The following is a 26,995-nucleotide window of genomic DNA, read 5'->3' on the forward strand; positions in this document are numbered from 1 at the left end:
GTTGGCACGGTCACCGATTACAGTTTCCTCGTCCACCGGATGATGGGAAAAGGCCAATGACGTCGATCGCCGACACGGACAGCCGCGTTCTTTCGCTGGCGCGCGGGATGCGGGAGCTGGTGCGCGACCAGGCCGCCGAATCGGAGCGCAACCGCACCCTGACCCCGGCGATCGTCGACGAGATGTGGGCGAGCGGGCTCATGTCGTCGTTCAATCCCGTCGCCGCCGGCGGCGTCGAGCCGTCGTTCGCCGAAATGATCGAGACGTGGATCGAAATGGCTTGGCAGGACGGATCATTCGGCTGGATCGGCATCGCGAACCTGCCCTCGTCCTTCGCGGCCGCGGCCTACCTGCCCGACGAGGGGTTCGCCGAGGTGTTCACCGCCCACGACAACCGCGTCACCCTCGGCGGCCAGTTCTTTCCCAACGGGCAGGGGGCCGCCGTCGAGGGCGGCTACCGCGTCACCGGGGCGTGGAACTTCGGCTCGGGGACCGGGCACTCGGAATACGTCGCGGCCGGGTTCCTGCCGATGGACGACGGCGAGATGCGCTGGATCAGCGAGGGCTTCCCCGAGATGCGCGTCGCGGTGATCCCCCGGGACCAGATCAGCTTCAACGACGGCTGGTACGTGCAGGGCCTCAAGGGCACCGGCTCGTACGACTACAGCGCGGCGGACGTCTTCGTGCCGGAATGCCGCACCTTCGAGCTGTTCGTCCGCCGGCCGCACCGCGGGACGTCGCCGGCCACCCGGATGGGCCTCATGCCCGTCACCGCCGCCGGTCACGCCTCGTGGGCGCTGGGGGTGGCGCTGAGCATGCTCGACGACGTGCAGGAGCTGGCGGCCACCAAGTTCCGGATGAGCGACATGGCGTCGCTGGCCAGCCGCCCCACCTTCCAGAAGGGGCTGGCCCACCATCGGGCGGCCTGGCGCGCCGCCCGCCTGCTCGTCCTCGACGCGTTCACCACCGCCGAGGCCGCCGTCGCCGCGGGTGAGGACCTGACGCCGGCGCTGCGGGCCGACATGCGCGTCGCCGCCGTCTACGCCACCGACACCGCGCGGGCCTGCGCCGAATGGGCCCATCTCGTCGCCGGCACCAGCTCCATCCGCGAGGGCACGCGCCTCGAGCGGGCCTTCCGCGACATCTACACCGGCACCCAACACGCGTTCATCAGCGAGAAGGTGGCCATCGACGTCGCGCAGATCTGGCTGGGCATCATCGACGACCAACCGGGGCTGTAGGAGTAGCTCGCCCGGCTGGTCCTCCGGGCCGTCCCTCAAACACCCGGCCGACTTAAGGGCGCGCGGGGCGTGCACCTTCCGCGGCCACGCCGGAGTGACGGGGACCGCCCTCCGAGCACAATGCGCAAAACCGGGCAATCGTCGCTTATTTCGACTATCGCCCACAAGCGCGACTCCCGAGCCGCCGCGCCGTAATTTCGGTTGCAGCAGATCACCGGATCGACCGCACATCGCGGTGCCGGAGGCGAAATACCGCTCACGACAATGTGACTCGCACGGACAGGACGGGGTTACAGGACAATGGTCGCACTGGGAAGCATCAACGGGTGGCAGCCTGGCGAGGGGCGGGTCGTCACGTGGCGCGCCTCGGCCCCCGCTCGCGCGGCTGCCCTCAACGCGCCGCACAGCGAGTTGGCGCCGAGTTACCAGCGGGCTCGGCACCTGCGGGCCGCCTACGACGCAGCGCGGCGGTCGGTGGAGCTGCCCCGGCTGATGGTCGTGGCCTGGGACATCCCGGGGGAGTGCGACATTCCCGCGATGACGGCGACGCTCAACGCCCACGTGCGCCGGCACGACGCCTACCACGACTGGTTTCAGCTGGAGGACGGCGTCATCGTCCGGCGCACGATCGAGGACCCCATGGACATCGACCTCGTGCCCACCGAATCCGGCCACATGGACGCCGACCAGGTCCGCACGCACGCGCTGACCAACACCCGGGGGACCCTCGAGTGGGACTGCTTCACGTTCGGCATCGTCCAGCACCCCGACTACTTCACGTTCTACGCGAGCGTCGACCACCTGCACATCGACGGGATGTCGGCCGGCCTGATCTTCTTCGACGTCCACATGATGTACCAGCACCTGTCGCGGACGGGCGCCGACGCGGTCGCGATCCCCCAGGTGGCGAGCTACCGCAGCTACGCCGCGCGCCAGCACGCCGGGCTCGCGGACCTGACCCTGTCCTCGCCGGAGGTCAAGGCCTGGGTCGACTTCGCACTCGACGCCGGGGGCGAGTGGCCGGCGTTCCCGCTGCCCGTCGGCGAAACCGGGGCCGGCAGCAAGGGCGCCTTCGTGACGGTCGACCTGCTGGACGCCGCCGACACCGAGTCGTTCGAGATCGCCTGCCACGCGGCCGGCGCCCGGTTCAGCGGGGGAGTGCTGGCCTGCGCCGCCTTCGCCGAGCACGAGTTCACCGGCGCAGCAACGTATCACGGGTTCACGCCGTATGACACGCGGACGCCGGGTGTCGACTCGATGACCGTGGGCTGGTTCGCCAACCTGGTCCCGGTCAGCGTGCCGATCTGCACCGCCACCTTCGCCGAGGCGGCCCGGGCGGCTCAGCAGTCGTTCAATGCCGCCAAACCCCTTGCCGACGTGCCCGTTGAGCGCGCGCTCGAGCTGGCGGCCCCGCTCAACTTGGGCGTCGAGCCGCCCACCGCGCGCGCAATGATGGTGTCCTTCATGGACTTTCGCAAGATCCCCGCCTTCAGCCTGTTCGAGGAGACCAACTGGGGCACCTACGCCGACAACCTGTCACACGGCGGGATCAACCTGTGGATCAACCGGCAGACGGACAAGACCACCGCGACGATCTCGTTCCCGGACAACGCGGAGGCGCGCAAGTCGGTGCACCGCTACCTGGCGGCCCTCACCCAGGCGTTCTCCTATGCCGTCAAGACCACCCCCGACTGGGTAAATGCCGTTGCGGACCACGCCAATTCGGCCCACGGCTTGCCCGTCATCAGCCTCGTGGCGATCGCGAGCGCGGCGAAGCCGGGCGAAGCGGGTCGCCACCAATTGACCTGAGAATCCCCGTAACCGAAAGGATCGCCACCATGAGCAACCTACTCGACCTGTTCGACGAGACCGTCTTCCGCTTCGAGCGGGCGGCCGGAGTCACGAGCATCGGCCAGTGCGTCTGGGTGTACAACCGCCCGGTCGACATCGCCGGCCTGCGCCGGTTCCACGGACATCTTCAGCGCGGACGGCTGGCGCGCCGCATCGAACGCTCGCCCCTGCCGTTCGGCCGCCACCGCTGGGTGGCCCCGCGCGACAACTCCCCACTGGAGATCGTCGCGACACCCCGGCCGCGCGCGGAGTTTCCCGCCTGGCTCGCCGAGCAGGCCGCGACGCCGTTGGACGCCGAGCGCGGCCCCGGGTTCCACCTTGCGGTGCTCCCCTTCACCGACGGGGGTGCCGGGGTGAGCCTGGTCGCCCTGCACTCACTGGCCGACGGGATGGCGGGCTGCCTGGCGGTGGTGGAAGCGGCCTGCGGCTACGACGCCACGATGGACTGGCCCGACGCGGGGTCACGCCGGCGGTGGCGGGCACTGCGCGAAGACACCCGCCAGACCGCACGCGACCTGCCCGCGACGGGCCGGGCTGTCGCCGCCGCGTTCACCGCGGCACGGCTCGCGCGGCGCACGCGGAAGGGCGACGGACGGCCCACCGCGGCACCGGCCGTGGCGGCCGCTCCGGACGAAGTGGTCGCGATCCCCACGGTGACGATCTTCCTCGACGCCGACGAGTGGGACGCCCGCGCGGAGGCCCTGGGCGGCACCAGCAACGCGCTGCTCGCGGGGCTGGGCGCCCGGCTCGCCCAACGGGTGGGACGCGTCACCGCGGACGGCTCGGTCACCCTCTCGATCCCCGTCAGCGTGCGGACCGCCGACGACACCCGCGCCAACGCCGTCGCCAACGTCGACGTCACCGTCGACCCCGCGGCGGCGGCGACGGGCCTGCGGCAGGTCCGCGCTGCCATCAAGGACGCGCTGACCCGTCGCCACGAGATTCCCGACGAGCGGTTGCCCCTGCTGCCCCTGGTACCGCTCCTGCCCAAGCGGCTCGCCCGGGCCTGCCTCGCGGTCGCCACCGGGCGCGCAACCGGCGTCGTCTCGTCCAACCTGGGCGCCGCCCCGGCGGCCGTCAACCGGCCGGACGGCACGGACGCCGACTACGTCTCCGTGACGTCGCTGTACCCGGGCATGACCCGGGCGACGATGGAACGCACCGGGGGTGTGCTGGCCCTGCTGTCGGCGAGGGTGAACCGACAGGTCTTCGTCTCGGTGCAGTCCTATCAGCCGGGCCGTCCCAACACGGAAGAGATTCTCACCGAGGCGCTTTGGGGCGCGCTCGACGACTTCTCTCTGCACGCGACTCACGGCTGGCCGGCCCCCGCGGCGGCGCTCGCGGCCGGATGACACGGAAAGGAATCGAAAGAACAATGGACACCACACTGGACCTGTTCGACCACACCTTCGCGAGCCTCGAGCGGGCGACCGGCGTCGTCGGACTCCTGCAGTGCATCTGGATCTACGACCGCGATGTCGACCTCGACGGCGTGCGGCGATTCCACCGGAACCTTCGGCGCGGGCGGCTCTCCCGCCGGATCGAGCGCTCGGCCCTGCCCTTCGGCCGCCACCGCTGGATCGCGGCCAGCGGCCGGTCGACCCTCGAGGTCGTCGCGACACCCCGGTCGCGCGCAGGCCTCGACGAGTGGCTCGCCGAACAGGCCGCGACGCCCATCGATTTCGAACGCGGCCCCGAATGGCGCCTCGCGGTGCTGCCGTTCACCGAGGGCGGCGCGGGGATCAGCCTGGTGGTGCCGCATTGCCTCACCGACGGCATCGGGCTGTGCGAGGCCCTGGCCGACGCCGCCACCGGCCGTCACGACCCCATCGCCTGGCCCGGCGCCGGATCGCGCCGGCCGTGGCAGGCGCTGCGCGAGGACGCCCGCCAAACCGCCCGAGACATCCCGCGCATCGCGCGCGCTTTCGTCGCTGCGGTGCGACGCGTGAGGGCGGGCGCGCAACCGGTCGCCCCACCAACCGCGCCGCCAAGCGGAACCGACCGGCCCATCAGCCTGCCCACGGCAACCGTCTTCGTCGACGCCGACGACTGGGACGCCCGCGCGAACGCCCTCGGGGGCACCAGCAACAGCCTGCTGGCCGGGGTCGCGGCGACGTTGGCGCAGCGCATCGGCCGCGTCGCCGCCGAAGGCTCGGTCACCGTGGCGATACCGGTCAACGAGCGCACGACCGGCGACACCCGCGCCAACGCGGTCGCCAATGTCGACATCGCAGCCGACCCCGCCACCGCGACGGCGGACCTGCGCGACATCCGTGCCGCGACCAAGCGCGCACTGACCGACCGCCGCCAGAACCCCGACACGCGGCGGGACTTGCTGCCCCTTGTCCCTCTGATGCCGCAGTGGCTGATCCGGCGAATCGCCGGCGTGGCCGCCGGCGGCCCCAGCACCGTCGTCGCATCCAACGTCGGCGTGATCGACCCGGCCGTCTCGCGGCCGGACGGCACCAAAGCCGACCACTTCGCCGTCAAGGCTCCCCACCCGGACGCGACCACCGCCGCCATGAACCGGTTCGGCGGAATGCTGTCCCTGGCGTCGGGCCGGGCAAACGGCCAGGTGTTCGTCTCGGTCGTCGCCTATCAGCCGGGTCGGTGCACCACCGATATCGAACTGCGTCAAGCCTTTTCGGGCGCCCTGAGTGACTTCTCGCTGACCGCGACGGGCGACTGGCGTTGCCGCGAGCTCTGTGGCGCGTAGGGCTGACCGCCCGCCGAAACACCAAGAGCACAATGCGCAAAACCGGTGAATCGTCGCTAATCCCGACTATCGCCGACAAGCGAGACAGGGCTGCGCGCGGCGCCATAAGTTCCGAGTAACCGAAGCGAAACCCTTCGCGGCCCGACGCTTTTGAAAGGTCCTCCCATGTCTGAGAAGTCCGCCGTCAATACCGGGGCCGGTGCGTTCTGGATGCTCGGTCGCGTCGTCGTGCGCGCGCCCTGGCTCGTGATCGCCGCCTGGGCGGCCGTATTGGCCGCGCTGGCCCTGACCTTCGCGCCGCTGACGAAGGTGGTCGAAGGGCAGACCGTGCAGCCGCTGCCGCCCAAGGCAATGGCCGCGGCCGAGCAGATGGCGAAGGACTTCGGCGAATCCGCCCAGAACGTCCTGATCGTCGTGCTCGGCGACAACCGGCGTCTGCAGCCGGCGGACGACGCCACCTACCGGAAGCTGGCCGACACGTTGCGCGCCCAGTCCAATGAGGTGGCCGGCGTCCAGGACGTCGCGACCACCCCCGCGCTGCGTGCGCTGATGGTCAGCCCCGACAACAAGGCGGTTTACCTTGCGGTGGTGCTGCGCGCGCCCGCCGGCTCCCCGGAGTCGTCACGGGCCTACCAGCGGATCAACGACATCGTCAAGCGCTCCACCGCGGGCACGGGGCTCACCGCGGACGTGACGGGACAGGCCGCCATGGTGGGCGACATGTCGATTCTGACCGCCCGCGACATGCACGTCACCGAGATCGTCACCGCCCTGTTCGTCCTCGGCATCCTGCTGGTGATCTACCGGCGACCGGCGACGGTGGTGCTGCCGTTGATCACCATCGGGGTTTCGGTGGTATCGGCACAGGGCGTGGTGTCGGGGCTGACCCAGGTCGGGCTGGGCGTGTCCGCGCTGACGATCGCGCTGATGACCGCCATGATCTTCGGCGCCGGCACCGACTACGCCGTCTTCCTCATCAGCCGCTACCACGAGTACATCCGATCCGGCACCGACTCGGACTTGGCCGTGCAGCGGGCACTGAGCTCCATCGGTGAGGTGATCGCCGGGTCGGCGGCCACCGTCGCCGTCACGTTCTGCGGCATGGTCTTCACCCGGCTGCCCGCGTTCACGAGCATCGGCCCCGCCCTTGCCGTTTCGATCGGGGTCGCGTTCCTGGCCGCCGTCACGCTGCTGCCGGCCGTCCTGGTGCTCGCCGGCAGGCGCGGATGGGTAATGCCGCGGCCCCCGTTGACCGGTCGCCTGTGGCAGCGCTCCGCCGTTCACCTGGTCCGCCGGCCGAAAGCCCATCTGCTGGCGAGTCTTTCGGTGTTGGTGGCGCTGGCCGGCTGCGCGGCCTTCCTGCGGCCCACGTTCAACGACCGCCTGCAATTGCCGCAGTCGGCGCCGAGCAACGTCGGATTCTCGACGATGCAGAGCCACTTCTCGACCAGCGCGCTGCTCCCGCAGTACATCTATGTCCGCTCGCCGCACGACCTGCGGACCTCGCGGGCCCTGGCCGACCTCGACCAGATGGCGCAACGGGTCTCGCAGTTGCCCAATATCGCGGCGGTGCGCGGCATCACGCGGCCGGACGGTCAGCCGCTCGATCAGACCAAGCTCAGCACCCAGGCGGGGGCGGTCGGCGACAAGCTGCAGGACGCCTCGACGCAGATCGGCGACCGGGCCACCGATCTCGATGCGCTGACCAAGGGCGCCGACCAATTGGCATCGAGCCTGGCCGAGGTGCGCGACCAGGTCCGCGCCGCCAGCGGGCCCATGACACGGGCGGCCGCGACCGTCGCGCAGGCCCGCCAGCAGCTCGCCGGCGCGGCCACGCAACTGGACAACCTGCGCGCCCTCGCGAACGCTGCCGCCCCACTGCTGACCGCCGTCGTCCCCGACGCGCAGCCGGCGATGCCGGGCCTGCAGTCAGCCGTCCAGAGTCTCGGCGGCCAGTTGGCCGCGGCGGCCGGCGCTCTGCGGAGTGCCGGTGGCAGCGCGGCCGGCGTCTCCCAGGGGATCGCGCGGCTGCAGGAGACCGCCGACGCGCTTGCCGACGGCAGCCGGCGGCTGGCCGAGGGCGTGCGGACGCTGGTCGACCAGACCAAGAAGATGGGCCTGGGCATGAACCAGGCGGCCGACGTCCTGCTGTCGATGAAGCGCGACGCTTCACAGCAATCCATGGCGGGCATGTACATCCCGCCGCAGGTGCTCTCCTCGGGCGAGTTCAAGAAGGCCGCGAAGATGTTCATCTCGCCCGACGGCCACTCGGCGCGCTACCTGGTGGAAACGAAGTTCGACCCGTTCAGCACCGCGGCGATGGATCAGGTTCCGGCCATCCTCGGCACGGCCCGCGGTGCGCAGCCGAACACCTCGCTGTCCGACGCGTCGATCTCGATGGTCGGCACGACTCCGATGTACAGCGCGATCCGCAGCTACTACGACGACGACGTGCGCCTGATCGTCGTGATGACGCTGGTGGTCGTCTTCTTCATTCTCGTGCTGCTGCTGCGGGCGATCGTCGCCCCGATGTATCTCATTGCCTCCGTGGTCATCTCGTTTCTGTCGGCGGTGGGGGTGGGGGTGCTCTTCTTCCAGTTCCTGCTGCACCAGCCGATCTACTGGAACGTGCAGGCGACGGCGTTCATCGTGCTGGTCGCCGTAGGGGCGGATTACAACCTGTTGCTGATCACGCGAATCCGGGAGGAGTCACGCGCCGGCGTGCGCTCGGGCATCATCCGCGCGGTCCGCTCCACCGGCGGTGTCATCACCTCGGCCGGCATCATCTTCGCCGCCTCGATGTCGGGCCTGCTGTTCGGCAGCCTCTCGACCATGGTCCAGACCGGATTCATCATCGGCATGGGCATCTTGATCGACACATTCGTTGTTCGCACCATCACCGTGCCGGCCCTGGCGGCGATGATCGGCCAGGCGAACTGGTGGCCTTCCAGGCCGAAGAAAGTCGTCCACGCCCGCACGCCCGCCGCCGAGAGTCGTGTCCCCACTGACCCCACCGTGGCCGCGTGCGTCCACGGCGACATGTCACACACGCTGGTGGCAGCCAGCATTCGCCGTTCGGCGGCTCACCGCCGGCGGACACTCGCTCGGGGCGACGCGTCGGGTAGCCGTCGCAGGTCCCGCGCCGGCCGCGTCGGGCCCGCGCACCGGCGGCGGCTGGCCGGCCAAGTCGCGCGCTGAGCGCGGCCTCAGCGCGGCGGGCGGGGTCGCCGCGCCGGGGCCGCGGCGAACTCCTGCTCGGGCCGGCCCGTCGTCCCGTAGCGCAAGCCGACGGTCACCTCCGCGGTCGTGGCAAGCGCCGCCAGGTACCGCTGGGCGGTCGCCCGCGAGATGCCGATGGCGGCCGAAACCTCCGCCGCCGACATCGGCGTGCTCGACGTGCGCAACGCCTGCAGCACAAGCTGTTTGGTGGACGAGGCCGCGATGGTGGCCGGCTGCGGGGGAGCGACCCTGGGACGCAGCGCGTCCAGGGCCGCGTCCACGTCGGCGGCCCCCAGGTTCGGGCCGCCGATGATCTTGCGGTAGCGCGCGTAACCGGCCAGCCGGGCGGCAAGATCCGTGGTGGCAAACGGCTTGACGAGGTAGCTGAGCGCGCCGGCGGACATGGCGGCGCGGATGGTGGCCGCCTCGGTCGCCGCCGTCAACGCCATGCTGTCGCAATGCAATTCGCGGATGAAGTCGATCCCGGAGCCGTCGGGAAGATAGACGTCGACCAGCGCCAGATCGAGAGCGGGTTCCTCGTGAACGGCCTTGCGCGCGGCCTCGAGGGTGTTCGCCGTGGCGGTCACGGTGAAGCCGGGCAGGGTATTGACCACCTCGGCGTGTAGATTTGCGACGCGGAAATCGTCGTCGACCACAAGCACCGTCAGATCTGCGTCGCCCATTGTGCCTCCTCAACCATCACTCCCGGCAGCCGCGCGATGAACTCCGCGCCCCGCAGTCGCAGGGCCGGGTTACCCGAACTGGACAGCCACAGGTCGCCACCGACGGCGCGACTGATCTGGCGCGACAACGCAAGTCCGATGCCGCGGCCGCCGGGGATGCCGGAGTCGGGCTTTGTGCTCTCGCCCTCGGTGAAGAGGTGCTCCACGAACTCGGGTGCGACGCCGTCGCCGCTGTCGGCCACCGTGACGTGCAGGGTCGTACCGTCCTGCAGCAGTTCGATCTCCACTTCCTTGGTCGCGTTGGCGCTGGTCCGCGCCGCGTCAATCGCGTTATCCAGCAGGTTCCCGATCACGGTGGTGACGTCGACCGGAAGTACGAGACTGCCTGCCACCCAGGTGTTTTCACCTATCGTCAGCGTCACCCCGGCCTCGCGCGCGGCAGCCGCTTTGGCCGCCAGGAACGCCTGCAGGTAGGCATCACGGATGGACTCGATGCCAGCTACCGCCGACCCGAGGGGACCGGACCCGAGGAGCTCCTCCAGATAGCGCAGCCCCTCGTCGACGTGACCGCCGTGCAGCAACCCGGTGAGCAGGTGCAGCCGGTTGGCGAACTCGTGGCGCTGCGCGCGCAGGACGGTGCTCATCACCTGCACGGCGTCGAGTTGCCGGGTCAGCGATTCCACGTCGGTCCGGTCCCGCACCACCAAGACGGTTCCCAGCTCGCGTCCCTCGCGCGTCACCGGCCGCGCCGAAACCACGACGATGCGCTCACCCACGGTGGCCAACGTGGGAGTCGCGTCGGCCGCCTTGAATACGTCGATCAGGCGTGGAGTCAACCCGATCTCGTCCACGGGGCGGCCCGGTTCGCTGCTGATGTCCAGCAGCCGGCATGCCTCGTCATTGATGAAGGTGGTCTTCCACGACGCGTCGGCCGCGAGCACGCCTTCACCGATGCCCTGAAGGACGGCGGCCTGACTGCGCAGCAGCTCAACGATTTCGGTCGGCCGCAGGCCCAGCGTCAGCCCCCGCCAACGTCGGAAGAGCAGCACCGATCCCGTCAGCCCGCCCAGCAGAAGCGCACCGGCCATCCCGGCGAGCACCCGCAGGTTCTTGGAGAACTGGTCGTCGAAAGACTTGGTGGACAGGCCGACGACGACCACGCCTAACACCCGATCGGTATTTGGCTCGAGGACAGGCACTTTGGCGACTATCGCCCGCCCGAAGACCGTGGAGTCGTGGGTGACTTCCTCGTGCCCGGCGGTCGCCTGGCTGATATCGGCGAGGATGGGGCGACCCAACCGTTCACGGTCGGGATCGGCCAGCCGGATGCCGTGGCTGTTGGCGACGACGACGAACCGCACGTGCGTGCGCTGCTCGACGCGCGACGCCACACTTTCGATCGGCCCGGTCGCGAGTTCGTCGACCAGCCCCGAGCTCGCGGTCAACGTGGGGTCGTTGTAGCGGTCGATGTTGTTGATCACCGTCGGGGAAGAGGCCACCACGCGGGCGATGTCCAGCGCATGGACGTGAAACTGGCTGTCCAGACGCTGGCGGTTGAACACGGCGAACAACCCGAACGCGATGATCAGGGTCAGGGTCACGACGACGAGCTGCAGCAGCAACACCTGCGTGGCGAGCCGCAGGTCGATGCGACCCCTGACGGCCATGCCGAGACCCTACCGCGCCGCCGAGCAAAAAGCGGAGAAGTCGCTCCGACCGCTGGCCGCGCTACGGGCGGGGCGTGGGGGTCGCCGGCGTGCTCGGCTGCGGACTCGGGACGGCGCCCGGCCCCATCATGCCCGGGCCCATCATGCCCGGGCCCATCATCCCGCCCGGCATCATCGGGCCGGCCGGCATCCCATCGCCGCCGTTCATCATGGGGCAGGTGCCCGCGCGCCCGCCGGCGCCCATGTGACCGCCGAATCGCCAGCCGCCGTAGCCGTGCGCCGACGCACCGAGGAAGAAACCGGCGAAGAACACCACCGCCACCACGAATACGACCCCGGCGACGATGCCGACCACGGCGGCCACCTGCAGCAGCCGACTGGGCGTCTCGTCGTAGCGCGGGGGCGCCGTCTCGGCCACGGGGCGAACCGGGACATCCTCAGGCTGCGTCATGTTCCGAATGATGGCGCACCGACGTCCCCGACAGTAGGGACCATCGGCCCTAATCGGTTCGGGGGCGCGGATTACGTGCGGCCGCGAGGTCGCCTACCATCAGCGCATGCGCGGATCCAAGATCCTGATCACCGGCCCCACCGGGCAGATCGCCACTCCCATCGCGATGGCCCTCGCGGCCGACAACGAGGTCTGGGGCATCGCACGCTTCAGCAACCCCGCCGCACGCGAAACCCTCGAGAAAGCCGGGGTGCGGTGCCAGACCGTCAACCTCGCAGCGGGTGACTTCTCCGGGCTCCCAGACGATTTCGAGTACGTGCTGAACCTGGCCGTCGCCAAGAGCGGCCACTGGGACAAGGACCTGGCCGCCAACGCGGAGTCGGTCGGCCTGCTCATGGCCCACTGCCGCGGCGCAAAGGCGTTCCTGCACTGCTCGTCCGCCGCCGTCTACGACCCGCCCGACGACGAACCCCGAACCGAGGGCGCCGCGCTGGGCGACAACCACAAGTTTCTGTTCCCCACCTACTCGATCTCCAAGATCGCCGGCGAGGTCGTCGCCCGCTCGACCGCCCGAATCCTCAACCTGCCGACCACGATCGCCCGACTGAACGTCCCCTACGGCAACAACGGGGGCTGGCCGTATTACCACATGGAGATGATGCTGGCCGGCATCGCGATCCCCGTCCCGCCCGGCGAACCGGCCCGCTACAACCCCATCCACGAGGACGACATCATCGCGTCCATCCCGAAGCTCCTCGCGGTCGCGTCGGTCCCCGCCACCACCGTCAACTGGTGCGGCGAGCAGACCGTCAGCATCCAGGAATGGTCGCATTACCTCGGGTCGCTCATCGGCAAGGAGCCGATGTTCGAGGAGAGCGAGCATGCGCTTCGGGGCAATCCCACCGATACCACCCTGATGGGTGAGCTCATCGGGGGGACGACCGTCGACTGGCGCGACGGGCTACGGCGGATGGCGGCCAGGTTCCACCCGGAGCTGGTCGAGGCTTAAGTCGTTGCGCCGCAGAGCTTTCAGTCCCGCTCGGCGGGCTTGACGATGCGGGCCGCCGCTTCGACGGCGGCCGCGCGGCGGCTGGCGAGGGCCTCGGGATCGCTTGTCGCCAACGCGGGGTCGGGCCAGTGGGCCCACCCCAGGGCGACCGCGAACAGCAGCACCAGCAGGTGCTTGGGCTCCCAACGCGGGTCGACCTGGCCGGCGGCCTGTGCCTGTTCCAGCGCGGCGATGGCCAGCTCGGGCGGATGCTCGCCGTCGAACTCCGGCTTGTCGAGCGGAAAGCCTTCCAGCTGTGCCCAGGTGATCATCCGCAGGTGTTCGGGCCGGCGCTGAGCAAGGTCGAAGAGGTCGCCGACGAACTCGGGCACCGCGTCGGGACGCATCTCCACGGCGCGGAAGAATTCCGCCCCGTCGGCGGCGACGACGTCACGGAAGAGCGTCTCCTTGTCGCCGAAGTGCGCGTACAGGCGTTCCTTGCTGGCACTGGCGGCGCGGGCGATGCGGTCGATCCGCGCCCCCGCGAGGCCGTACTGCGCGAACTCCGCGCGGGCGGCGGCGAGGATCTCACCGCGAAGTTCGGTCTTGGTTCTCACGCATACAGCATAGACAGACGAACTGGTTCGTTTGTTATAGTGGTCGGGAAACATCAGCGAACAGGAGTGCCGGCGATGACGACGAACGACGTGTTGGACCAGGAACTAGCGCGAATGCCGCGGGGCGGCCCGGACGCGTCGTGGCTGGACCGCCGATTCCAGACCGATGCGCTGGAGTATCTGGACCGCGACGACGTGCCGGACGAGATCAAGCAGAAGGTCATCGGCACGCTCGACCGGCTGGGCGCCCGCACCAAGCAGCACGAGAACAACGCGAGGGTCGCGCTCGAGCTGGTGGCGCACCTGCCCAATCCGCGCATCCTCGAGCTGGGCGCGGGCCACGGCCGGCTGTCCGCGGAAATCCTGCGGCAACACCCGACGGCCACCGTCACGATCAGCGACGTGAACCCGGACTCGGTGGCCAACATCGCTGCCGGTGCGCTGGGGAGTCACCCGCGGGCGCACACCCGCGTGATCGACGCGACGGCCATCGACGCCGCCGACGACAGCTACGACCTGGTGGTGTTCGCCCTGGCGTTTCACCACCTGCCGCCCGCCGTCGCCTGCCGCGCCATCGCGGAGGCCACCCGGGTGGGCAAGCGGTTCCTGGTCATCGACCTGCAACGGCGTAACCCGTTGGCCACCATGCTGTTTCCGGTGCTCGCGCTCCCGATGAACCTGGCGTTGGTGCCCTGGTCGTGGATCTGGCCGACCGTGCACGACGGCTTCATCAGCGCCCTGCGCGCCTACAGCCCGTCGGCGATGCGGGCCCTGGGCCGCGCGGCCGACCCGGCGATGGGCGTCGAGATCCTGCCGACCAAGACCCGGCTCGGCCCCCCGTCGATGAGCGTCGTCTTCTCCCGCCCCGAGGCCGACCATCGTGGTTGAGCACACCGACGTCTCGGCGATCATGGAGCCGGGCGCGCGGGTCCGGGCGCTGCGCCGAGTCCTCGACACGGCGACCGATCGTCTGCGTCCCGTGCTCGGTCTCACCCAGCCGTACGTCGACGGCTTGGAACACCTGCCGCGCGATGGGCGGTTCCTGTTGGTGGGCAACCACACTCAGTTCGGTTCCGAGATCTATTTGATCTCGGACGCGGTGCGACGGGCGATCGGAAAACGTGTGCGGCCGTTGGCCGATCGCGGGTTCGGGCGCATGCGCGGGCTGCCCGCCGACCTGATGGCGGCGTACGGCGGCGTCGTCGGCGCACCCGAGACGGCGCGCGAGCTGATGCGCAACGACCAGACCATCCTCGTGTTTCCCGGCGGCGGCCGGGAGATCCCCAAGTTCAAGGGGGAGGAGTACACCCTGCGCTGGCAGGGCCGCGAGGGATTCGCGCGGCTCGCGGCGGAGAACGACTACCCGATCGTGCCCGTCGGCCTGGTCGGCGGCGACGACGTCTACCGCAGCTGGACCACCCGCGACAGCGCCTACGGCAGGTTGAGCGAAGCGTTGGGCCGCAGGCTGAACGGCCGTCCGGACATGGCGATGCCGCTGCTGCGGGGGATCGGCCCCACACTCATTCCCCGGCCGCGGCGCATGTACCTGCGTTTCGGCGCGCCGATCGACAGCACCGCACCGGCGAGTGCCGGTGCGCAGGATTGGGTGACGGGTCTGAAGGACCGAACTCAACGGGCGGTCGAGGGGCTCCTCGCCGACCTCATGCGGGTGCGTGAAACCGATCCCTACCGTGAGCTCAACCCGCTCGCCTGGCGAAGCGCCGTCAGGCCCTAGACGGTTCGCGCGCACAACCTCGCGCGCCACGGCTCGCGACACTGAACCAGTTGCGAAGACACGCCGACGGGGCTCGCCACGGCTTTTGTCTGGGCGAGGGGTACATCGCCCGGCCGCCGATGGCACGATCGACAACATGGCCAGCCGACCGACCGCGGCGCAGCGTCTGCGCGACCTCGCGCTGCTGCGTCGCGTCCGTGACCGGATCGACCGAGACTATGCGCAGCCGCTGGACGTGGAGGCGCTTGCGCGCGGCGTGCACCTGTCCGCCGGGCACCTCAGCCGCGAGTTTCGCCGCGCCTACGGCGAATCGCCGTACTCCTACTTGATGACCCGGCGCATCGAGCGCGCGATGGCGCTACTGCGGCACGGTGACCTCAGCGTCACGCAGGTGTGTTTCGAAGTCGGCTGCTCGTCGTTGGGTACGTTCAGCACCCGATTCACCGAGCTGGTCGGCGTGCAGCCCAGCGCGTACCGGCGGCGGGCCGCGGAGGGCGCCGACCCGACGGCGGGGCTACCACCCTGCGTGTCGAAACAGGTGAGCAGACCGATCAGGAATCGAGAAGCGCCCGCCATCGCGGCGGACCTAACGTGAGCGCATGAACCTCACCATCCACTCCAGCTTCCTGCCACACGACAATCCCGAAGCCTCGCTGGCCTTTTACCGCGACGTCCTCGGTTTCGAGGTGCGCCTCGACGTCGGCAAAGGGCAGATGAGGTGGATCACCGTGGGCCCACCCGACCAGCCCGACACGTCAATCGTCCTCAACCCGCCGGCCGCCAATCCCGGCATCACCGAGGACGAGAGGCGCACCATCGCCGAGATGATGGCCAAGGGCACCTACGCCATGCTCCTGCTCGCCACGCCGGACCTCGACGGCGCGTTCGAGCGCCTGCAGGCCGGTGAGGCGGACATCGTGCAGGAGCCGACCGAGCAGCCGTACGGGCTTCGGGACTGCGCTGTCCGCGATCCGGCGGGCAATCTCATCCGTATCCAACAGGTGCGCTGAGGGGCCGGCCTCACACGGACAAGTTCCGAACCTGAACAGGTTCGGAACTTGCCGGTTCGTCGGGAGGTTCGTCGGGGCGGACGTCAAGATCCCTTGCTGTAGCGGGTCAGGAACCCGACGGCCGCGATCGCCGCGGCGGTGCCGATGACGCCCCAGAGCACGAGCTGGAAGACCATCGAACCGAGGAACCACCCGAACGTCATGCCGATGTAGAGCACCCAGAACAGGCGGAACGCGCTCCAGAGCGCCACCACGCCGGCGCTGATGCCGAAGTACAGGCTGCGCTGCCGGTCGACCCGGTTGATCTGCTCTTCGATGCTGGTGGGCACGATCTTCATTGGTTGACTTCCTTTCTTCAGGCGCCGCCCCAGTGGCGTCGTTGCGGGTAAGTACAAACCGCGGCGACGGCTACCGATCCCAACGTTGCGCCCGAGGACGGCGCTACTGTGGGCGTCGGAGAGGGCACTGTGTGGGCTGGCCAGCCGTAGATTCCCTCCCGAAGACGGAAGGCAACGATCTAGATGGTCCCGATGATCAACCCAGTCAAGCTCGGCGAGCAGGTGGTCGAGTCGCTTTTGGCGGTGGTCGGCGTGCGCGCCGGCACCGAGGAGCCGGAATTCACCCGGCGTCCCCTCACCGACTCCGTGGAGATACGCCGCTACGGCCCGCGGATCGCCGCCGAGACGACGGTCCGCGCCGACGAGATGCGCGCCCGCAATGTCGGCTTCCGGCGGCTGGCCGGCTACATCTTCGGCGGAAACCGCCGCGACCAGACGATCGCGATGACCGCTCCCGTCAGCCAGCAGTCGGCGAAGGGCGGCGAGCAGATCGCGATGACCGCGCCGGTCGTTCAGTCCGGTTCGGGCGAGAACGGCTGGGTGATCCGGTTTTTCATGCCGTCGAAGTGGACGATGGACACGCTGCCGACGCCCAAGGACGACGAGGTCCGCCTCGTCGACGTGCCGCCCGAGACGGTGGCCGTGCTGAAGTTCAGCGGCGATCGCGGCGCCAGGGCGGTGGCCGCGCGCACCGCCGAGCTCCTGACCACGTTGCGCGACAACGGCATCGAGCCCACGGGCAAGCCCGAGGCCTGGTTCTACGACCCGCCCTGGACGGTGCCGATGCTTCGTCGCAACGAGATCGCCGTCGCGGTCGACCCCGCGGCGGCGGACAACTAGCCCGCCGTCATGGAGAAGAGCCTCGGCCCGTTCGTCGTACTGGCGGGCATCATCATCGTGCTCGCCGGCGTCCTGATCTGGACCGGCGGGCTGTCGTGGTTCGGCCGCCTGCCCGGCGACATCCGCATCGAGCGTGACAACGTGCGCGTGTACATCCCGTTGGTATCCATGCTGCTGGTCTCGGTCGTGGGCTCCCTCGTGCTCTCGGTCGTCGCTTACCTCTTCCGGCGGTGACGAGCCGATGGAGCGCCGAACCACCCGCGGGGTCGACGCCAGCCAGCTGACCGGCGTCTCGGAAACCGCGCTCCTCACGCTCTACGGACGGGCCCACCAGGCCGGCCACGCCGACCCGATCATCGACGACCCGATGGCCATCCACCTGGTGGACGCGATCGACTTCGACTTCGAGAAGTTCGGGCGCAAGGGCCAGGAGATGGCGCTGCGCTCCCTGGCCGTCGACGGATGCGCCATCGACTACCTGACGGCGCATTCGCGGGCCACCGTGGTCGCCCTCGCCGAGGGCTTCCAGACCTCCTTCTGGCGGCTGGAGCGGGCGCTGCCCGACGCGCAATTCCGTTGGCTCTCCATCGATCTGCCGCCGGTTATCGAACTTCGCCGGCGCCTGCTGCCGCATTCCCCGCGGATCACCGAGCTCGCCCAGTCGGTGCTGGACTACTCGTGGATGGACCACGTCGACACCCGCGACGGCGTGTTCCTCACCGCGGAAGGTCTGTTGATGTACCTGCAGCCCGAGCAGGCCATGGACCTGATCGCCCAGTGCGCCAAGCGGTTTCCCGGCGGGCAGATGTTCTTCGACCTGCCGCCGACCATCGTCAAGGCGGTCGCGCGCAAGGGCCTGCGCTCGTCGCGGCGCTACCGGGTGCCGCCCATGCCGTTCAGCCTGTCGACACGCCAATTGGCGCGGCTGCCGCACACCGTTCCGGGCGTGCGCGCCGTGCACGACGTGCCGATGCCGAAGGGCCGCGGCGCGTTCTTCGGGTCGGTGTACCCGGCGATCTGGCGGTTCGGCCCGACCAAGCCGTTGCGCGGCGCCTACACGTTGCTCGAATTCGGCTGAGCCTCAGCCGATCTTGACGACGAGCTTGCCCAGGTTCTTGCCGTCGAACAGCATGTTGATCGCCGTCGGCAGTTGCTCGAAACCCTCGATGACGGTCTCGAGCGGCGTCAGCTTGCCGTCGGCGATCAGGCCGGTGATCTCCTTGGCCGCCTGCTCCGCCCGGCCGAAGTGGTCGAGCACGATGAACCCCTGCAGGTGGACGCGTTGGATCAGCAGATTCCCGAACGCGCGCGGGCCGGGCGGGGGATCGGCGGCGTTGTAGCCGGAGATCATGCCGCACAGCGCGACCCGGGCGTGGGTGTTCAGCCGCGCGAAGATGGCGTCCATCAGGTCGCCGCCGACGTTCTCGAAGTCGACGTCGATGCCATCGGGGGTCGCGGCGGCGAGCTGGGCGGCCCAGTCGTCGGCGCGGTGGTCGACGGCCGCGTCGAACCCAAGTTGCTCGGTGAGCAGCGTGCACTTGTCGGGACCGCCGGCGATCCCGACGACCCGTGCGCCGTCGGCCTTGGCGAGTTGCCCGGCGACCGAGCCGACAGCGCCCGCGGCGGCCGACACGACGACCGTTTCGCCCGGCCGGGGCTTGCCGATGTCGCGGATCCCGACCCACGCGGTGAGCCCGGTCATTCCCAGGGCACCCAGGTAGGCGCTCGGCGAGACGCCCTCGGCGACCTCGACCGGCATGAGGAACGACGCGTCCGACGCGACCGCGTACTCCTGCCAGCCGAGCAGCCCCTGCACCGTCTGGCCGACCTCGAATCTCGGGTTCTTCGATGCGACAACCTCGCCGAGGCCGGCCGCGCGCATGACCTCGCCGAGGCCCACCGGGGGCAGGTAGGTGGGAGTGTCGTTGATCCACATGCGGTTTGTCGGGTCGAGCGAGATCCAGTCGACCCGGACGAGCGCCTCCCCGTCGGCGAGTTCGGGGATCGCCTCCTCGGTGAGCTCGAACGTATTCGCACCGATCCGCCCCTTCGGGCGTTCGCGGAGGAGGAAGCGACGATTTTGTGCGGCCATGAGCGCACCGTACCTCTACCCTGTACCGAAGGGGGCACTCGAAGGTGAGGAGCCTGGTGAACGCGATGGCAAGGGTTGTGCTGGTGCCACTGGCCGTGATGTCGGTGGCATTCTTTTCAGTCGCCGGAACGGCGAGCGCCAATCCGCCACCCACCGAGGTGATCACCATCATGGCCGTCGGGCCCGACGGGCAGCCGATCAACGGCTATCGGGACACATCCCCTCCGGGAAACGTCGGCTCGGTCAGCGAGTGCACGACGCCGTCGCCGTCGGCGGTGGCCGACAACGTCTACTCCTGTTCGCCCAGCGCGGCCGGCGCCGGCACGTGCTGGCCGTCGACGCCCGGATCGCTTCTGTGTGTCGACGATCCCTGGGCAAAGACGATGCATCGCTTGACCTATGGCGGCCCGCTCCCGCCCGTGCGGGCGACCCCAAACCCGGAGCCATTCGCGCTGACGCTGGACGACGGCACCCACTGCCTGCTGCGCAACGGCGGCGCGTGGGGGGTGCGCGCCGACGGGTACGAGGGCGCCTACAGCTGCACCGGCGCCCGCCCGCACCTCGCGGTGCTATGGATCCCCAGCCAGGGCGCCGGCAGTTGCATCGACCGCTCGTCGCCCGCGTGGACGGTCAAAGTCGGTGAGCTCGGCACCCCCGACACCCCCCTTCCGCCGCCCCAAACCCGCACGGTGACCGAAGCGTGGCTGGCCGGGGGCAAGGCCGGTCAGTAAGCCCGGGGCTGCTATAACGCACGTATGGCAGGCCCCGGGCACACGATCACCCACGTCTCCGACACGGCGAGATGGACGGCCCTGCATCGGGCCACCGAATCGGCTCGTCCCGACGCGCTGTTCACCGACCCGCTCGCCGAACGCCTCGCCGGGGAGCACGGGCGGAAGATCGTCGCCGCCGTGCCGCGCAGCACCCGCAACGGCTGGTGGCTCGTCGCGCGCACCAAGCTCATCGACGACGCGATCGCCGACGCGATCGCCGACGGCTGCGACCGGGTGCTGAACCTCGCCGCCGGATTGGACACCCGGCCGTATCGCCTGGACCTGCCGCCGGACCTCACCTGGGTGGAGGCGGACCTGCCGAAGCTCCTCGCGGAGAAGACGGACCTGCTCGCCGACCAGGCGCCCCGCTGCCGCCTGACCCGGATGCCCGTCGACCTGGCCGACCCGACAGCACGCGACGCGTTCCTCGACGAGGCTCTGCGCGGCGCTACCCGGGCGCTGGTGCTCACCGAGGGGCTGCTGATGTACCTCGAGGAGAGCGACGTCGTCGCGCTCTCGGGGGCGATCAAGCGGCCCGAGGTCGCGTGGTGGATGCTCGACTTCGCCGGCCCGGGCCTGAAGGCCATGATGAACAAGAAGATGGCCGGCATGCTGGAGAACGCGCCCTTCAAGTTCGCGCCGGAGAACGGGCTGGCCTTCTTCGAGCAACTGGGTTGGCGCACGGTCGAATTCGAGGCGCTGTATGTGGCCGCCCGCCGGTTTCGCCGCCTGCCCCTGATGATGCGCCCGTGGTCCTGGCTGCCTCAGCCCGATCCGCGCCGCCCGGGGGGCCGGGCGTGGAGCGCGGTCGCACTGCTCACGCAGTGATCACCAGACGCGGATGTAGTCGACGAGCATCTGCGCGGGATAGCTGCCCGAGGTCGGGTCACCGCCGCCCGAGCCGGCCACGGCGAGGTTGAAGACCGGGTAGACGGTGTAGCCGGGCCCGTTGAACGGCCAGTCCGGAAGTGAGCTCGCCGGGACGTCGAAGTACGGCTGCGCCCCGTCGCTGTAGTCCCTCCAGAAGCGGATGCCCGCCTCGTCCCACTGGACCCGCCAGGTGTGCCAGGCGCTGTCGACCGCGATGTTGTGGGTCTTCCACTCACCGCCGTTGGCCTTGGCGTGCACGGTGGTGGCCGACGGCCAGTTGCCGTTGCCGTACCACTCCATCGTGTCGATCTCGCCCTCGCCCTCGTTGCCCATCCAGAAGGCGGGCCAGCAGCCGGGGGTGAGGCAGTCCAGCTTGATGCGGGCCTCCCAGGTGTGGCCGACGCCGCCCCGCCACAGGCTCTGCACCTTGCCGCTGTAATACGTCGGTCCGTCCTTGGCGGCGCGCAGGACGAGGTTGGACTTGCCGTCCAAAAAGACGTTCTGGCGGTCGTCCCGGTACTGCCCGATGTGGTCCGGCTGCTCCCAGTAGGTCGGGTCCTTGATCGTCTCGCGGGCCCGCGCGATCGCCCACTTCGAGCCGTCGGGCGCCGAGCCCGCCGGGCCGTCGAATTCGTCCTGGAAGATGTACGTCGGTGTCTGGCCGCTCGGGGCGTTGGGCACCGGCAGGGGGGCCGGAACGGCCCGGGCCTTCGCGACCGGCAGCGCGGCCGCCAGCACCCCGATTCCCGTCGTCACGATCATGCGGCGGCGATCCATCTCCGGCATAAGCAAGGGACGATAGCAGCCGACGGCCCCCGGAACCGAACTCGCAAATCTGTCGGTGGCCCCCGCTAGCGTGTGTGCACCACGGGTGACCTGCACGGGCGAGGTGATCCGCGGCGAGGAGAAAGGTGCCGGCGAATTCATGGCGAATTCTCATCCATGGCGATGGTTTGGTCTCAGTATTGCCCGGGCATCCTGGATCACAAGCCGATAACCACAGTGGTAACAGGCGAAATTCCTCCGAGGGGGTTGACGATCGTGGCGAACGACAAAGCGGGCACGGTTATTTTCCTCGAATCGCACCCGACATGGATTGCGGCGCAGCGCCGCAAACGAGAGCTCACCGAGGCGATGCGCCGCCACCCGTCGGCCCTGGCGCGTCAGCGCATCAGGACCTCCGCCGCCGCCAACGCCCGCATGCGTCATTTCGCGGTCTACTCGAGCGGCGACACCCCGGCCTGAATCGCAGCGAATTCCGTCGCCGCCAATCCCGCATGGAGCTCGGTTCGCACCAATTAGCGGCTCCAGCATTCGCATTCTTTCGGCGATAACGATCCGCACCCTTAGCCGCGGTCATAACGCCTCCGATCGGCGAGCAACGGCCTTGTCGAGAATTCCCCTCGCCTGATTCCGTCGCCTAAAGCCTGCTCGCGACGAAGTCGGCGGCCTGGTTCGCCATGCCCGCCTGGATGTACGCGCCGGCCAGATGTTGCGGCCAGTTGTCCTGCCAGGTGTTCGGGTCGGCCGGGTTGCAGATGGGGTCGGCCCCGTGGCACAGCTCGATCGTCCGGTCGTTGTAGACCGGGTTGAAGTTCGTGATCGGGCCCACCCACTGGCTGCCGTTGCCGAACAGCGCGACGGCGGCCACGTGCCGATCGGCGCCGTCGGGCAACGGACTGTCGAACCCGAAGGCGGAGAACGGGACCGCGAGCACCACGTCGGTGACCGCGGCGCCCAGCGAGTAGCCGCCCAGCACCAGCCGCGTGTTCGGACAGCTGTTGAGCATGTATTGGATGTGGTGGCTCATGTCGTTGGCGCCGACGTCGACCTCGGTGTCGGCCGGGTACTTGACGGCATACACGCCGATGTTCTTGCCGCCTGCCCTCGACTGCAGGGCGTTGACGAACGCGGCGCCGAGCGCCCCGGTCCCGGGTGGCTCCAATCGACCGCGGGCGAACACCACCTGCACCTGGGGGCAATCGGCCGCCGCGGCCGGGCCCGCGCCCCACGGCAGCAGGACGGCCGTCCACATCGCGACGGCAGCGGCCAGCGCCGCGGGACCGCCGCGAACCCATCGGTGAGCGGGCAAAGCGCGCACAGCACGATGGTAAGGCGGTTTCGGCGATGCCGCTGCCGGTCGGAATGCCCCGCCCGATAGGTTCGACCGATGAGCCACACCGACGCCCACGCCCCCGAGCGCCTGTTCACAATGGCCGAAGGGGTGCAGGGTTTCATGCCCGCCGACGAGGGCCGCGCGCTGTATGACGCCGCGCTGCGCTACCTGGACGGCGGCATCGGCGTCGAGATCGGCACGTACTGTGGCAAATCCACGCTCCTGCTCGGAGCGGCGGCACAGCAGGGCGGCGGGGTGATCTTCACGATCGACCATCACCACGGCTCCGAGGAGCATCAGCCCGGCTGGGAGTACCACGACGCGGCGCTCGTCGACGAGGTGACCGGGCTGTTCGACACGCTGCCGACGTTTCGCCGCACCCTCGACGCCGCGGGGCTGGACGACCACGTCGTCGCCGTGGTGGGCAAGTCGCCGGTCGTCGCCCGGGCCTGGCGGTCGCCGCTGCGCTTCCTGTTCATAGACGGCGGCCATTCCGAGGACGCCGCCAACTCCGACTTCGACGGTTGGGCGAAATGGGTGGATATCGGTGGCGCCCTGGCCATCCACGACGTCTTCCCGGACCCCCGCGACGGCGGTCGCCCGCCGTACCTGATCTATTGCCGCGCCATCGATTCCGGGCAGTTCCGCGAGGTGGGGGTCGCCGGTTCGCTGCGGGTGCTGGAGCGCACCGGCGGCCGGCCGGGGGAGCGGGTCAGCGACCCGGCCCGCTGACCACGCATTCGCAGTCGAAGTCGGTCTGCAGTCCGAGCGGCAGGCCGTCGCCGCGGAAGATCGCGCTGCCCGGCGTGGCATCGGTCAGCGCGTCGGCCGCCAGGATCATCGCCGCCCCGGTCCAGGTGGTCCGCTCCTCGGGCCAGCGTTTCCCGTCGGCGAAAACCAGGCCCGTCCAGTAGGAGCCGTCTTCCTCGCGCAGGTGCTGCATGGCCGCGAACTGCCGGTGCGCGGCCGATCGGTGCCCGAGGGCGTCGAGCGCCATCACCAGTTCACACGTCTCGGCGCCGGTCACCCACGGCCGATCGCTGACGCAGCGAATGCCGAGGTCGCCCACCACGAAGTCGTCCCAGCGCTGCCGGATGCGCGCGGCCGCCGCCGGCCCGCGCAGCGCCCCGCCGAGGATCGGGTAGTACCAGTCCATCGAGTAGCGGTCCTTCTCGGTGAACGCCTCGGGGTGCGCCTCGATCGCATGCCCGAGCCGGCCCAGCGCCAGTTCCCACTCGGGCTGGGGTTCGCCCATCAGCGCGGCCAGCGCGAGCGCGCACCGGATGCTGTGGAACACACTCGCGCACCCGGTGAGCAGTGCCTCGGCGACGGGCCCGGCTTCGCTTCGCGCCCAGTAGATCTCGCCGTAGCCGAACTGCAGGTCGATCACGAAGTCGATCGCCTTGTGCACGGTCGGCCACATCCGGGCGGCAAAGGACTTGTCACCGGTGATCAGCACGTGGTGCCACACCCCGGTCGCGATGTACGCACAGAAGTTGCTGTCGCTGTTGGCATCCTCGACCGTCCCCGCGCGGGTCTGGATGGGCCAGGACCCGTCGGGGCGTTGCGTGCGACGGCTCCACTCGAAGGCGGCCCTGGCCGGCTCCAGCAGCCCGGCCGCGGTGAGCGCCATCGCGCATTCGACGTGATCCCACGGATCGGTGTGGCCGCCGTCGAACCACGGGATGGCGCCGGACGATTCCTGCGCGGCGGCGATGGAGAGCGCGGTCTGCCGACATTCCTGCGGGGTGAGGACGCCCGGGACGCCCGGCGGATCAAACCGACGCAACGGCGTACCCCGGCGTTGCGTCACTTTCCGTCGCCCGCGTCTTGGTGAAGTACATCGCCACGCTCTTGCCCACCAGCGGGTTGAGCAGCGACTCGGCCCACTGCGTCACCCTGGGCCGGCGCATCAGGTCCCACACCAGGAGCTTGTGATACGCGGTGACGGCGGGGTGTTCCGAATTCGAAACCCCCACAGCGCATTTGAGCCACCAGAACGGGGAGTGTAAGGCGTGCGCGTGATGCGCGTGCGTCAGATCCAGGCCGCCGCCTGCGATCTTGTCCCGCAGTTCGCTGGCGCGATAGATGCGGACGTGCCCGCCCTCGTTGGCGTGGTACTCGTCGGACAGTAGCCAGCACAACCGTTCGGGTAGCCAGCGCGGCACGCTGACCGCCAGCGTGCCACCGACTTTGAGCACTCTGACCAGTTCGGCGATCGCGGCGTCGTCCTCGGGGATGTGTTCGAGGACTTCGGAGGCGATGACGCAGTCGAATGTCTCGTCGGCGTAGGGCAGGCGCAGCGCGTCCCCGAGGACCGCCGTCGCCGATGCCGACGCAGGGGCCTCACCGGCCTCGGCCATCGCCTGCAGGATGGCCTCGACGGAGCGCAGTTCGGACGCGTCGCGGTCGAAGGCGATGACGTCGGCGCCGCGCCGGTAGGCCTCGAACGCGTGCCGGCCGGCGCCGCAACCCACATCGATGACCTTGACGGACGGCCCGATGCCGAGCCGGTCGAAGTCGACCGTCAGCATAGGGTTTCGCCCTCGACGACGGCCGTGCGCGCGATCGCCCGCTCGTAGACGCGGACGGTCTGCGCGGCCACGGCCTCCCAGCTGAACACGTTGACCGCGCGCTCCCGGCCTGCTCTGCCGAGGCTTCGGCGCTTGTCAGGCGAGTCGAGCAGTTCGCCGAGCGCGTGAGTGAGGGCGTCGACGTCGGCGGGCGGCACGAGCTCGGCGCAGGTGCCGTCGGTCCCCAGGACCTCGGGCAGCGCGCCGACCCGGCTGGCGACGATCGGGGTCCCGCTGGCCATCGCCTCCACGGCGGGCAGCGAAAAGCCTTCGTATAGCGAGGGAATGCATGCGACCTCGGCCGAGGCGAACAACGCGGCCAGGTCGGCGTCGGACAGCCCGCTGGTGATGTGGACGATGTCGGAGATCCCCAGCTCGGCGATGAGCTTGTGGGTGGGGCCGTTGGGTTCGACCTTGGCGACCAGGCGCAGCTCGAGGTTGCGGCTCGCGCGCAGCCGGGCGACCGCGTGCAGCAGGGTGCGCACGCCCTTGAGCGGGGTGTCGGCGCTGGCGATCGCGATGATCCGTCCCGACCGCCGGGGCTGGGCGCCCGGCCGGAACAGCTCGGTGTTCACGCCCAGCGGCACGGTGTGCAACTGCTCCGGGGAGACGCCGAAGTCGGTGACGATGTCGGCGGCGGACGACGACGAGACCGTCAGCAGGTCCGGGATCTGGCGCGCCACCCGCTGTTGCATCTTGGAGAAGCCATACCACCTGCGCACCAACGGCTTTCGCCATAACCGCGCGGCGGCGACGTCGAGCACGCGGTCGCGGGTGATGGGGTGGTGCACGGTGGCGACCACCGGCAGCCCGGCGCGGGCGATGGTCAGCAATCCGGTGCCGAGGCTCTGGTTGTCGTGGACGACGTCGAAGTCGCCCGCCCGTTCGGCCAGCAATCGGGCGACGCGCAACGTGAAGGTCCGTGGTTCGGGGAAGCCCGCGGTCCATACGGTGAGCAGTTCCAAGAGGTCGATCGAGTCGCGGATCTCGCTCGGGCGCGGCACCCGGAACGGGTCGGGCTCCCGGTACAGGTCGAGGCTCGGCACCTTCGTCAGGCGCACCCGCGGGTCGAGCAGGTCGGGATAGGGCTGGCCGGAGAAGACCTCGACATCGTGCCCGAGTTCAACCAGGCCGTGGCTGAGGTGTCGTACATAGACGCCCTGCCCGCCGCAATGGGTCTTACTACGGTAGGACAGTAAGGCAATTCGCATGCTT

At 69.7% G+C, this 26,995-nt stretch carries 28 protein-coding genes; 17 read left to right on the plus strand and 11 right to left on the minus strand.

The window, feature by feature from the left end; all coding sequences use genetic code 11:
- Nucleotides 1–56: 56 nt before the first annotated feature.
- The 5 genes from GPY60_RS16605 (at nucleotide 57) to GPY60_RS16625 (ending at nucleotide 9,006) form a co-directional block, all read left to right on the plus strand.
- Nucleotides 57–1,241, plus strand: coding sequence for an acyl-CoA dehydrogenase family protein (locus GPY60_RS16605; protein ID WP_156688782.1), 1,185 nt, complete (start codon nucleotides 57–59; stop codon nucleotides 1,239–1,241).
- Nucleotides 1,242–1,541: 300 nt separating this feature from the next.
- The gene (locus GPY60_RS16610) at nucleotides 1,542–3,050 is read left to right on the plus strand and encodes a condensation domain-containing protein (RefSeq protein WP_156688783.1); all 1,509 of its coding nucleotides are present in this window, start codon (nucleotides 1,542–1,544) and stop codon (nucleotides 3,048–3,050) included.
- Between the two features lie 29 nt (nucleotides 3,051–3,079).
- Nucleotides 3,080–4,444 (plus strand): hypothetical protein, encoded by a 1,365-nt coding sequence (locus GPY60_RS16615; RefSeq protein WP_156688784.1) that lies wholly within the window; start codon nucleotides 3,080–3,082, stop codon nucleotides 4,442–4,444.
- A 23-nt stretch (nucleotides 4,445–4,467) separates the two neighbouring features.
- Nucleotides 4,468–5,808, plus strand: a complete 1,341-nt coding sequence (locus GPY60_RS16620; RefSeq protein WP_156688785.1) for a hypothetical protein — start codon at nucleotides 4,468–4,470, stop codon at nucleotides 5,806–5,808.
- A 165-nt stretch (nucleotides 5,809–5,973) separates the two neighbouring features.
- On the plus strand, nucleotides 5,974–9,006 hold the full coding sequence (locus GPY60_RS16625) for an MMPL/RND family transporter (protein ID WP_156688786.1): 3,033 nt from the start codon (nucleotides 5,974–5,976) through the stop codon (nucleotides 9,004–9,006).
- Between the two features lie 8 nt (nucleotides 9,007–9,014).
- Here GPY60_RS16625 and GPY60_RS16630 read toward each other — a convergent pair whose 3' ends face one another.
- The 3 genes from GPY60_RS16630 to GPY60_RS16640 all read right to left on the minus strand — a co-directional run bounded on the left by GPY60_RS16630 (nucleotide 9,015) and on the right by GPY60_RS16640 (nucleotide 11,828).
- Nucleotides 9,015–9,710 carry a response regulator gene (locus GPY60_RS16630; RefSeq protein ID WP_156688787.1) on the minus strand — a complete coding sequence of 232 codons (696 nt, stop codon included), beginning with the start codon at nucleotides 9,708–9,710 and terminating at the stop codon, nucleotides 9,015–9,017.
- Nucleotides 9,692–11,377 (minus strand): sensor histidine kinase, encoded by a 1,686-nt coding sequence (locus GPY60_RS16635; RefSeq protein ID WP_156688788.1) that lies wholly within the window; start codon nucleotides 11,375–11,377, stop codon nucleotides 9,692–9,694. The genes GPY60_RS16630 and GPY60_RS16635 overlap by 19 nt, the downstream gene beginning before the upstream one ends.
- A gap of 61 nt (nucleotides 11,378–11,438) precedes the next feature.
- Complete coding sequence (locus GPY60_RS16640; protein ID WP_231639692.1) at nucleotides 11,439–11,828, minus strand: hypothetical protein; 390 nt, start codon at nucleotides 11,826–11,828, stop codon at nucleotides 11,439–11,441.
- Nucleotides 11,829–11,934: 106 nt separating this feature from the next.
- On the opposite strand from GPY60_RS16640, the gene GPY60_RS16645 reads away from it, so the two are divergent.
- Nucleotides 11,935–12,837, plus strand: a complete 903-nt coding sequence (locus GPY60_RS16645; RefSeq protein WP_156688789.1) for an NAD-dependent epimerase/dehydratase family protein — start codon at nucleotides 11,935–11,937, stop codon at nucleotides 12,835–12,837.
- Nucleotides 12,838–12,857: 20 nt separating this feature from the next.
- On the opposite strand, the gene GPY60_RS16650 is transcribed toward GPY60_RS16645, so the two are convergent.
- Nucleotides 12,858–13,433: a TetR/AcrR family transcriptional regulator gene (locus GPY60_RS16650; protein WP_156688790.1), complete on the minus strand. Its 576-nt coding sequence runs from the start codon at nucleotides 13,431–13,433 to the stop codon at nucleotides 12,858–12,860.
- Nucleotides 13,434–13,508: 75 nt separating this feature from the next.
- On the opposite strand from GPY60_RS16650, the gene GPY60_RS16655 reads away from it, so the two are divergent.
- The 4 genes from GPY60_RS16655 to GPY60_RS16670 all read left to right on the plus strand — a co-directional run bounded on the left by GPY60_RS16655 (nucleotide 13,509) and on the right by GPY60_RS16670 (nucleotide 16,178).
- Entirely contained in the window at nucleotides 13,509–14,321 is an 813-nt protein-coding gene (locus GPY60_RS16655; protein WP_156688791.1) for a class I SAM-dependent methyltransferase, read from the plus strand.
- A 22-nt stretch (nucleotides 14,322–14,343) separates the two neighbouring features.
- Nucleotides 14,344–15,168, plus strand: coding sequence for a lysophospholipid acyltransferase family protein (locus tag GPY60_RS16660; RefSeq protein WP_197283703.1), 825 nt, complete (start codon nucleotides 14,344–14,346; stop codon nucleotides 15,166–15,168).
- Between the two features lie 136 nt (nucleotides 15,169–15,304).
- The gene (locus GPY60_RS16665; RefSeq protein WP_156688793.1) at nucleotides 15,305–15,763 is read left to right on the plus strand and encodes a helix-turn-helix transcriptional regulator; all 459 of its coding nucleotides are present in this window, start codon (nucleotides 15,305–15,307) and stop codon (nucleotides 15,761–15,763) included.
- A 4-nt stretch (nucleotides 15,764–15,767) separates the two neighbouring features.
- Nucleotides 15,768–16,178, plus strand: a complete 411-nt coding sequence (locus GPY60_RS16670; protein ID WP_156688794.1) for a VOC family protein — start codon at nucleotides 15,768–15,770, stop codon at nucleotides 16,176–16,178.
- A gap of 83 nt (nucleotides 16,179–16,261) precedes the next feature.
- Here the strand turns inward: GPY60_RS16670 and GPY60_RS16675 are convergent, their stop codons facing one another.
- Entirely contained in the window at nucleotides 16,262–16,516 is a 255-nt protein-coding gene (locus tag GPY60_RS16675) for a hypothetical protein (protein WP_156688795.1), read from the minus strand.
- Between the two features lie 192 nt (nucleotides 16,517–16,708).
- Here GPY60_RS16675 and GPY60_RS16680 point away from each other — a divergent pair, with 192 nt between their 5' ends.
- The 3 genes from GPY60_RS16680 to GPY60_RS16690 are packed head-to-tail and all read left to right on the plus strand — an operon-like array spanning nucleotide 16,709 to nucleotide 18,434.
- Complete coding sequence (locus tag GPY60_RS16680) at nucleotides 16,709–17,356, plus strand: SOUL family heme-binding protein (RefSeq protein WP_156688796.1); 648 nt, start codon at nucleotides 16,709–16,711, stop codon at nucleotides 17,354–17,356.
- Between the two features lie 9 nt (nucleotides 17,357–17,365).
- Nucleotides 17,366–17,590: a DUF2905 domain-containing protein gene (locus GPY60_RS16685; protein ID WP_156688797.1), complete on the plus strand. Its 225-nt coding sequence runs from the start codon at nucleotides 17,366–17,368 to the stop codon at nucleotides 17,588–17,590.
- A 7-nt stretch (nucleotides 17,591–17,597) separates the two neighbouring features.
- Nucleotides 17,598–18,434 (plus strand): class I SAM-dependent methyltransferase, encoded by an 837-nt coding sequence (locus GPY60_RS16690; protein ID WP_156688798.1) that lies wholly within the window; start codon nucleotides 17,598–17,600, stop codon nucleotides 18,432–18,434.
- A gap of 3 nt (nucleotides 18,435–18,437) precedes the next feature.
- On the opposite strand, the gene GPY60_RS16695 is transcribed toward GPY60_RS16690, so the two are convergent.
- Complete coding sequence (locus GPY60_RS16695; RefSeq protein ID WP_156688799.1) at nucleotides 18,438–19,448, minus strand: NADP-dependent oxidoreductase; 1,011 nt, start codon at nucleotides 19,446–19,448, stop codon at nucleotides 18,438–18,440.
- Between the two features lie 44 nt (nucleotides 19,449–19,492).
- On the opposite strand from GPY60_RS16695, the gene GPY60_RS16700 reads away from it, so the two are divergent.
- Together GPY60_RS16700 and GPY60_RS16705 are read left to right on the plus strand one after the other, a co-directional pair.
- Complete coding sequence (locus GPY60_RS16700; RefSeq protein WP_231639693.1) at nucleotides 19,493–20,179, plus strand: hypothetical protein; 687 nt, start codon at nucleotides 19,493–19,495, stop codon at nucleotides 20,177–20,179.
- Between the two features lie 24 nt (nucleotides 20,180–20,203).
- Entirely contained in the window at nucleotides 20,204–21,049 is an 846-nt protein-coding gene (locus GPY60_RS16705) for a class I SAM-dependent methyltransferase (RefSeq protein ID WP_156688800.1), read from the plus strand.
- On the opposite strand, the gene GPY60_RS16710 is transcribed toward GPY60_RS16705, so the two are convergent.
- On the minus strand, nucleotides 21,050–21,877 hold the full coding sequence (locus GPY60_RS16710; RefSeq protein ID WP_156688801.1) for a glycoside hydrolase family 16 protein: 828 nt from the start codon (nucleotides 21,875–21,877) through the stop codon (nucleotides 21,050–21,052).
- 255 nt (nucleotides 21,878–22,132) lie between these two features.
- Between GPY60_RS16710 and GPY60_RS16715 the strand changes: the two genes are divergently transcribed.
- Entirely contained in the window at nucleotides 22,133–22,336 is a 204-nt protein-coding gene (locus GPY60_RS16715; protein ID WP_231639694.1) for a hypothetical protein, read from the plus strand.
- A 175-nt stretch (nucleotides 22,337–22,511) separates the two neighbouring features.
- Here GPY60_RS16715 and GPY60_RS16720 read toward each other — a convergent pair whose 3' ends face one another.
- Complete coding sequence (locus GPY60_RS16720) at nucleotides 22,512–23,126, minus strand: cutinase family protein (protein ID WP_156688829.1); 615 nt, start codon at nucleotides 23,124–23,126, stop codon at nucleotides 22,512–22,514.
- Nucleotides 23,127–23,261: 135 nt separating this feature from the next.
- Here GPY60_RS16720 and GPY60_RS16725 point away from each other — a divergent pair, with 135 nt between their 5' ends.
- Entirely contained in the window at nucleotides 23,262–23,939 is a 678-nt protein-coding gene (locus GPY60_RS16725; protein ID WP_156688802.1) for a class I SAM-dependent methyltransferase, read from the plus strand.
- On the opposite strand, the gene GPY60_RS16730 is transcribed toward GPY60_RS16725, so the two are convergent.
- From GPY60_RS16730 to GPY60_RS16740, 3 genes are read right to left on the minus strand one after another with little or no spacing between them, the layout of a single operon-like run.
- The gene (locus GPY60_RS16730) at nucleotides 23,920–24,996 is read right to left on the minus strand and encodes a prenyltransferase (RefSeq protein ID WP_156688803.1); all 1,077 of its coding nucleotides are present in this window, start codon (nucleotides 24,994–24,996) and stop codon (nucleotides 23,920–23,922) included. The two genes, GPY60_RS16725 and GPY60_RS16730, sit on opposite strands and share 20 nt — an antisense overlap.
- Nucleotides 24,983–25,741: a class I SAM-dependent methyltransferase gene (locus GPY60_RS16735; RefSeq protein ID WP_156688804.1), complete on the minus strand. Its 759-nt coding sequence runs from the start codon at nucleotides 25,739–25,741 to the stop codon at nucleotides 24,983–24,985. Before GPY60_RS16735 ends, GPY60_RS16730 begins: the two co-directional genes overlap by 14 nt.
- Nucleotides 25,735–26,991, minus strand: coding sequence for a glycosyltransferase family 4 protein (locus GPY60_RS16740; protein ID WP_156688805.1), 1,257 nt, complete (start codon nucleotides 26,989–26,991; stop codon nucleotides 25,735–25,737). Before GPY60_RS16740 ends, GPY60_RS16735 begins: the two co-directional genes overlap by 7 nt.
- Nucleotides 26,992–26,995 lie beyond the last annotated feature (4 nt).

Origin of the sequence: Mycobacterium sp. Marseille-P9652 (assembly GCF_902652685.1) — a bacterium.
Taxonomy (GTDB): Bacteria; Actinomycetota; Actinomycetes; order Mycobacteriales; family Mycobacteriaceae; genus Mycobacterium.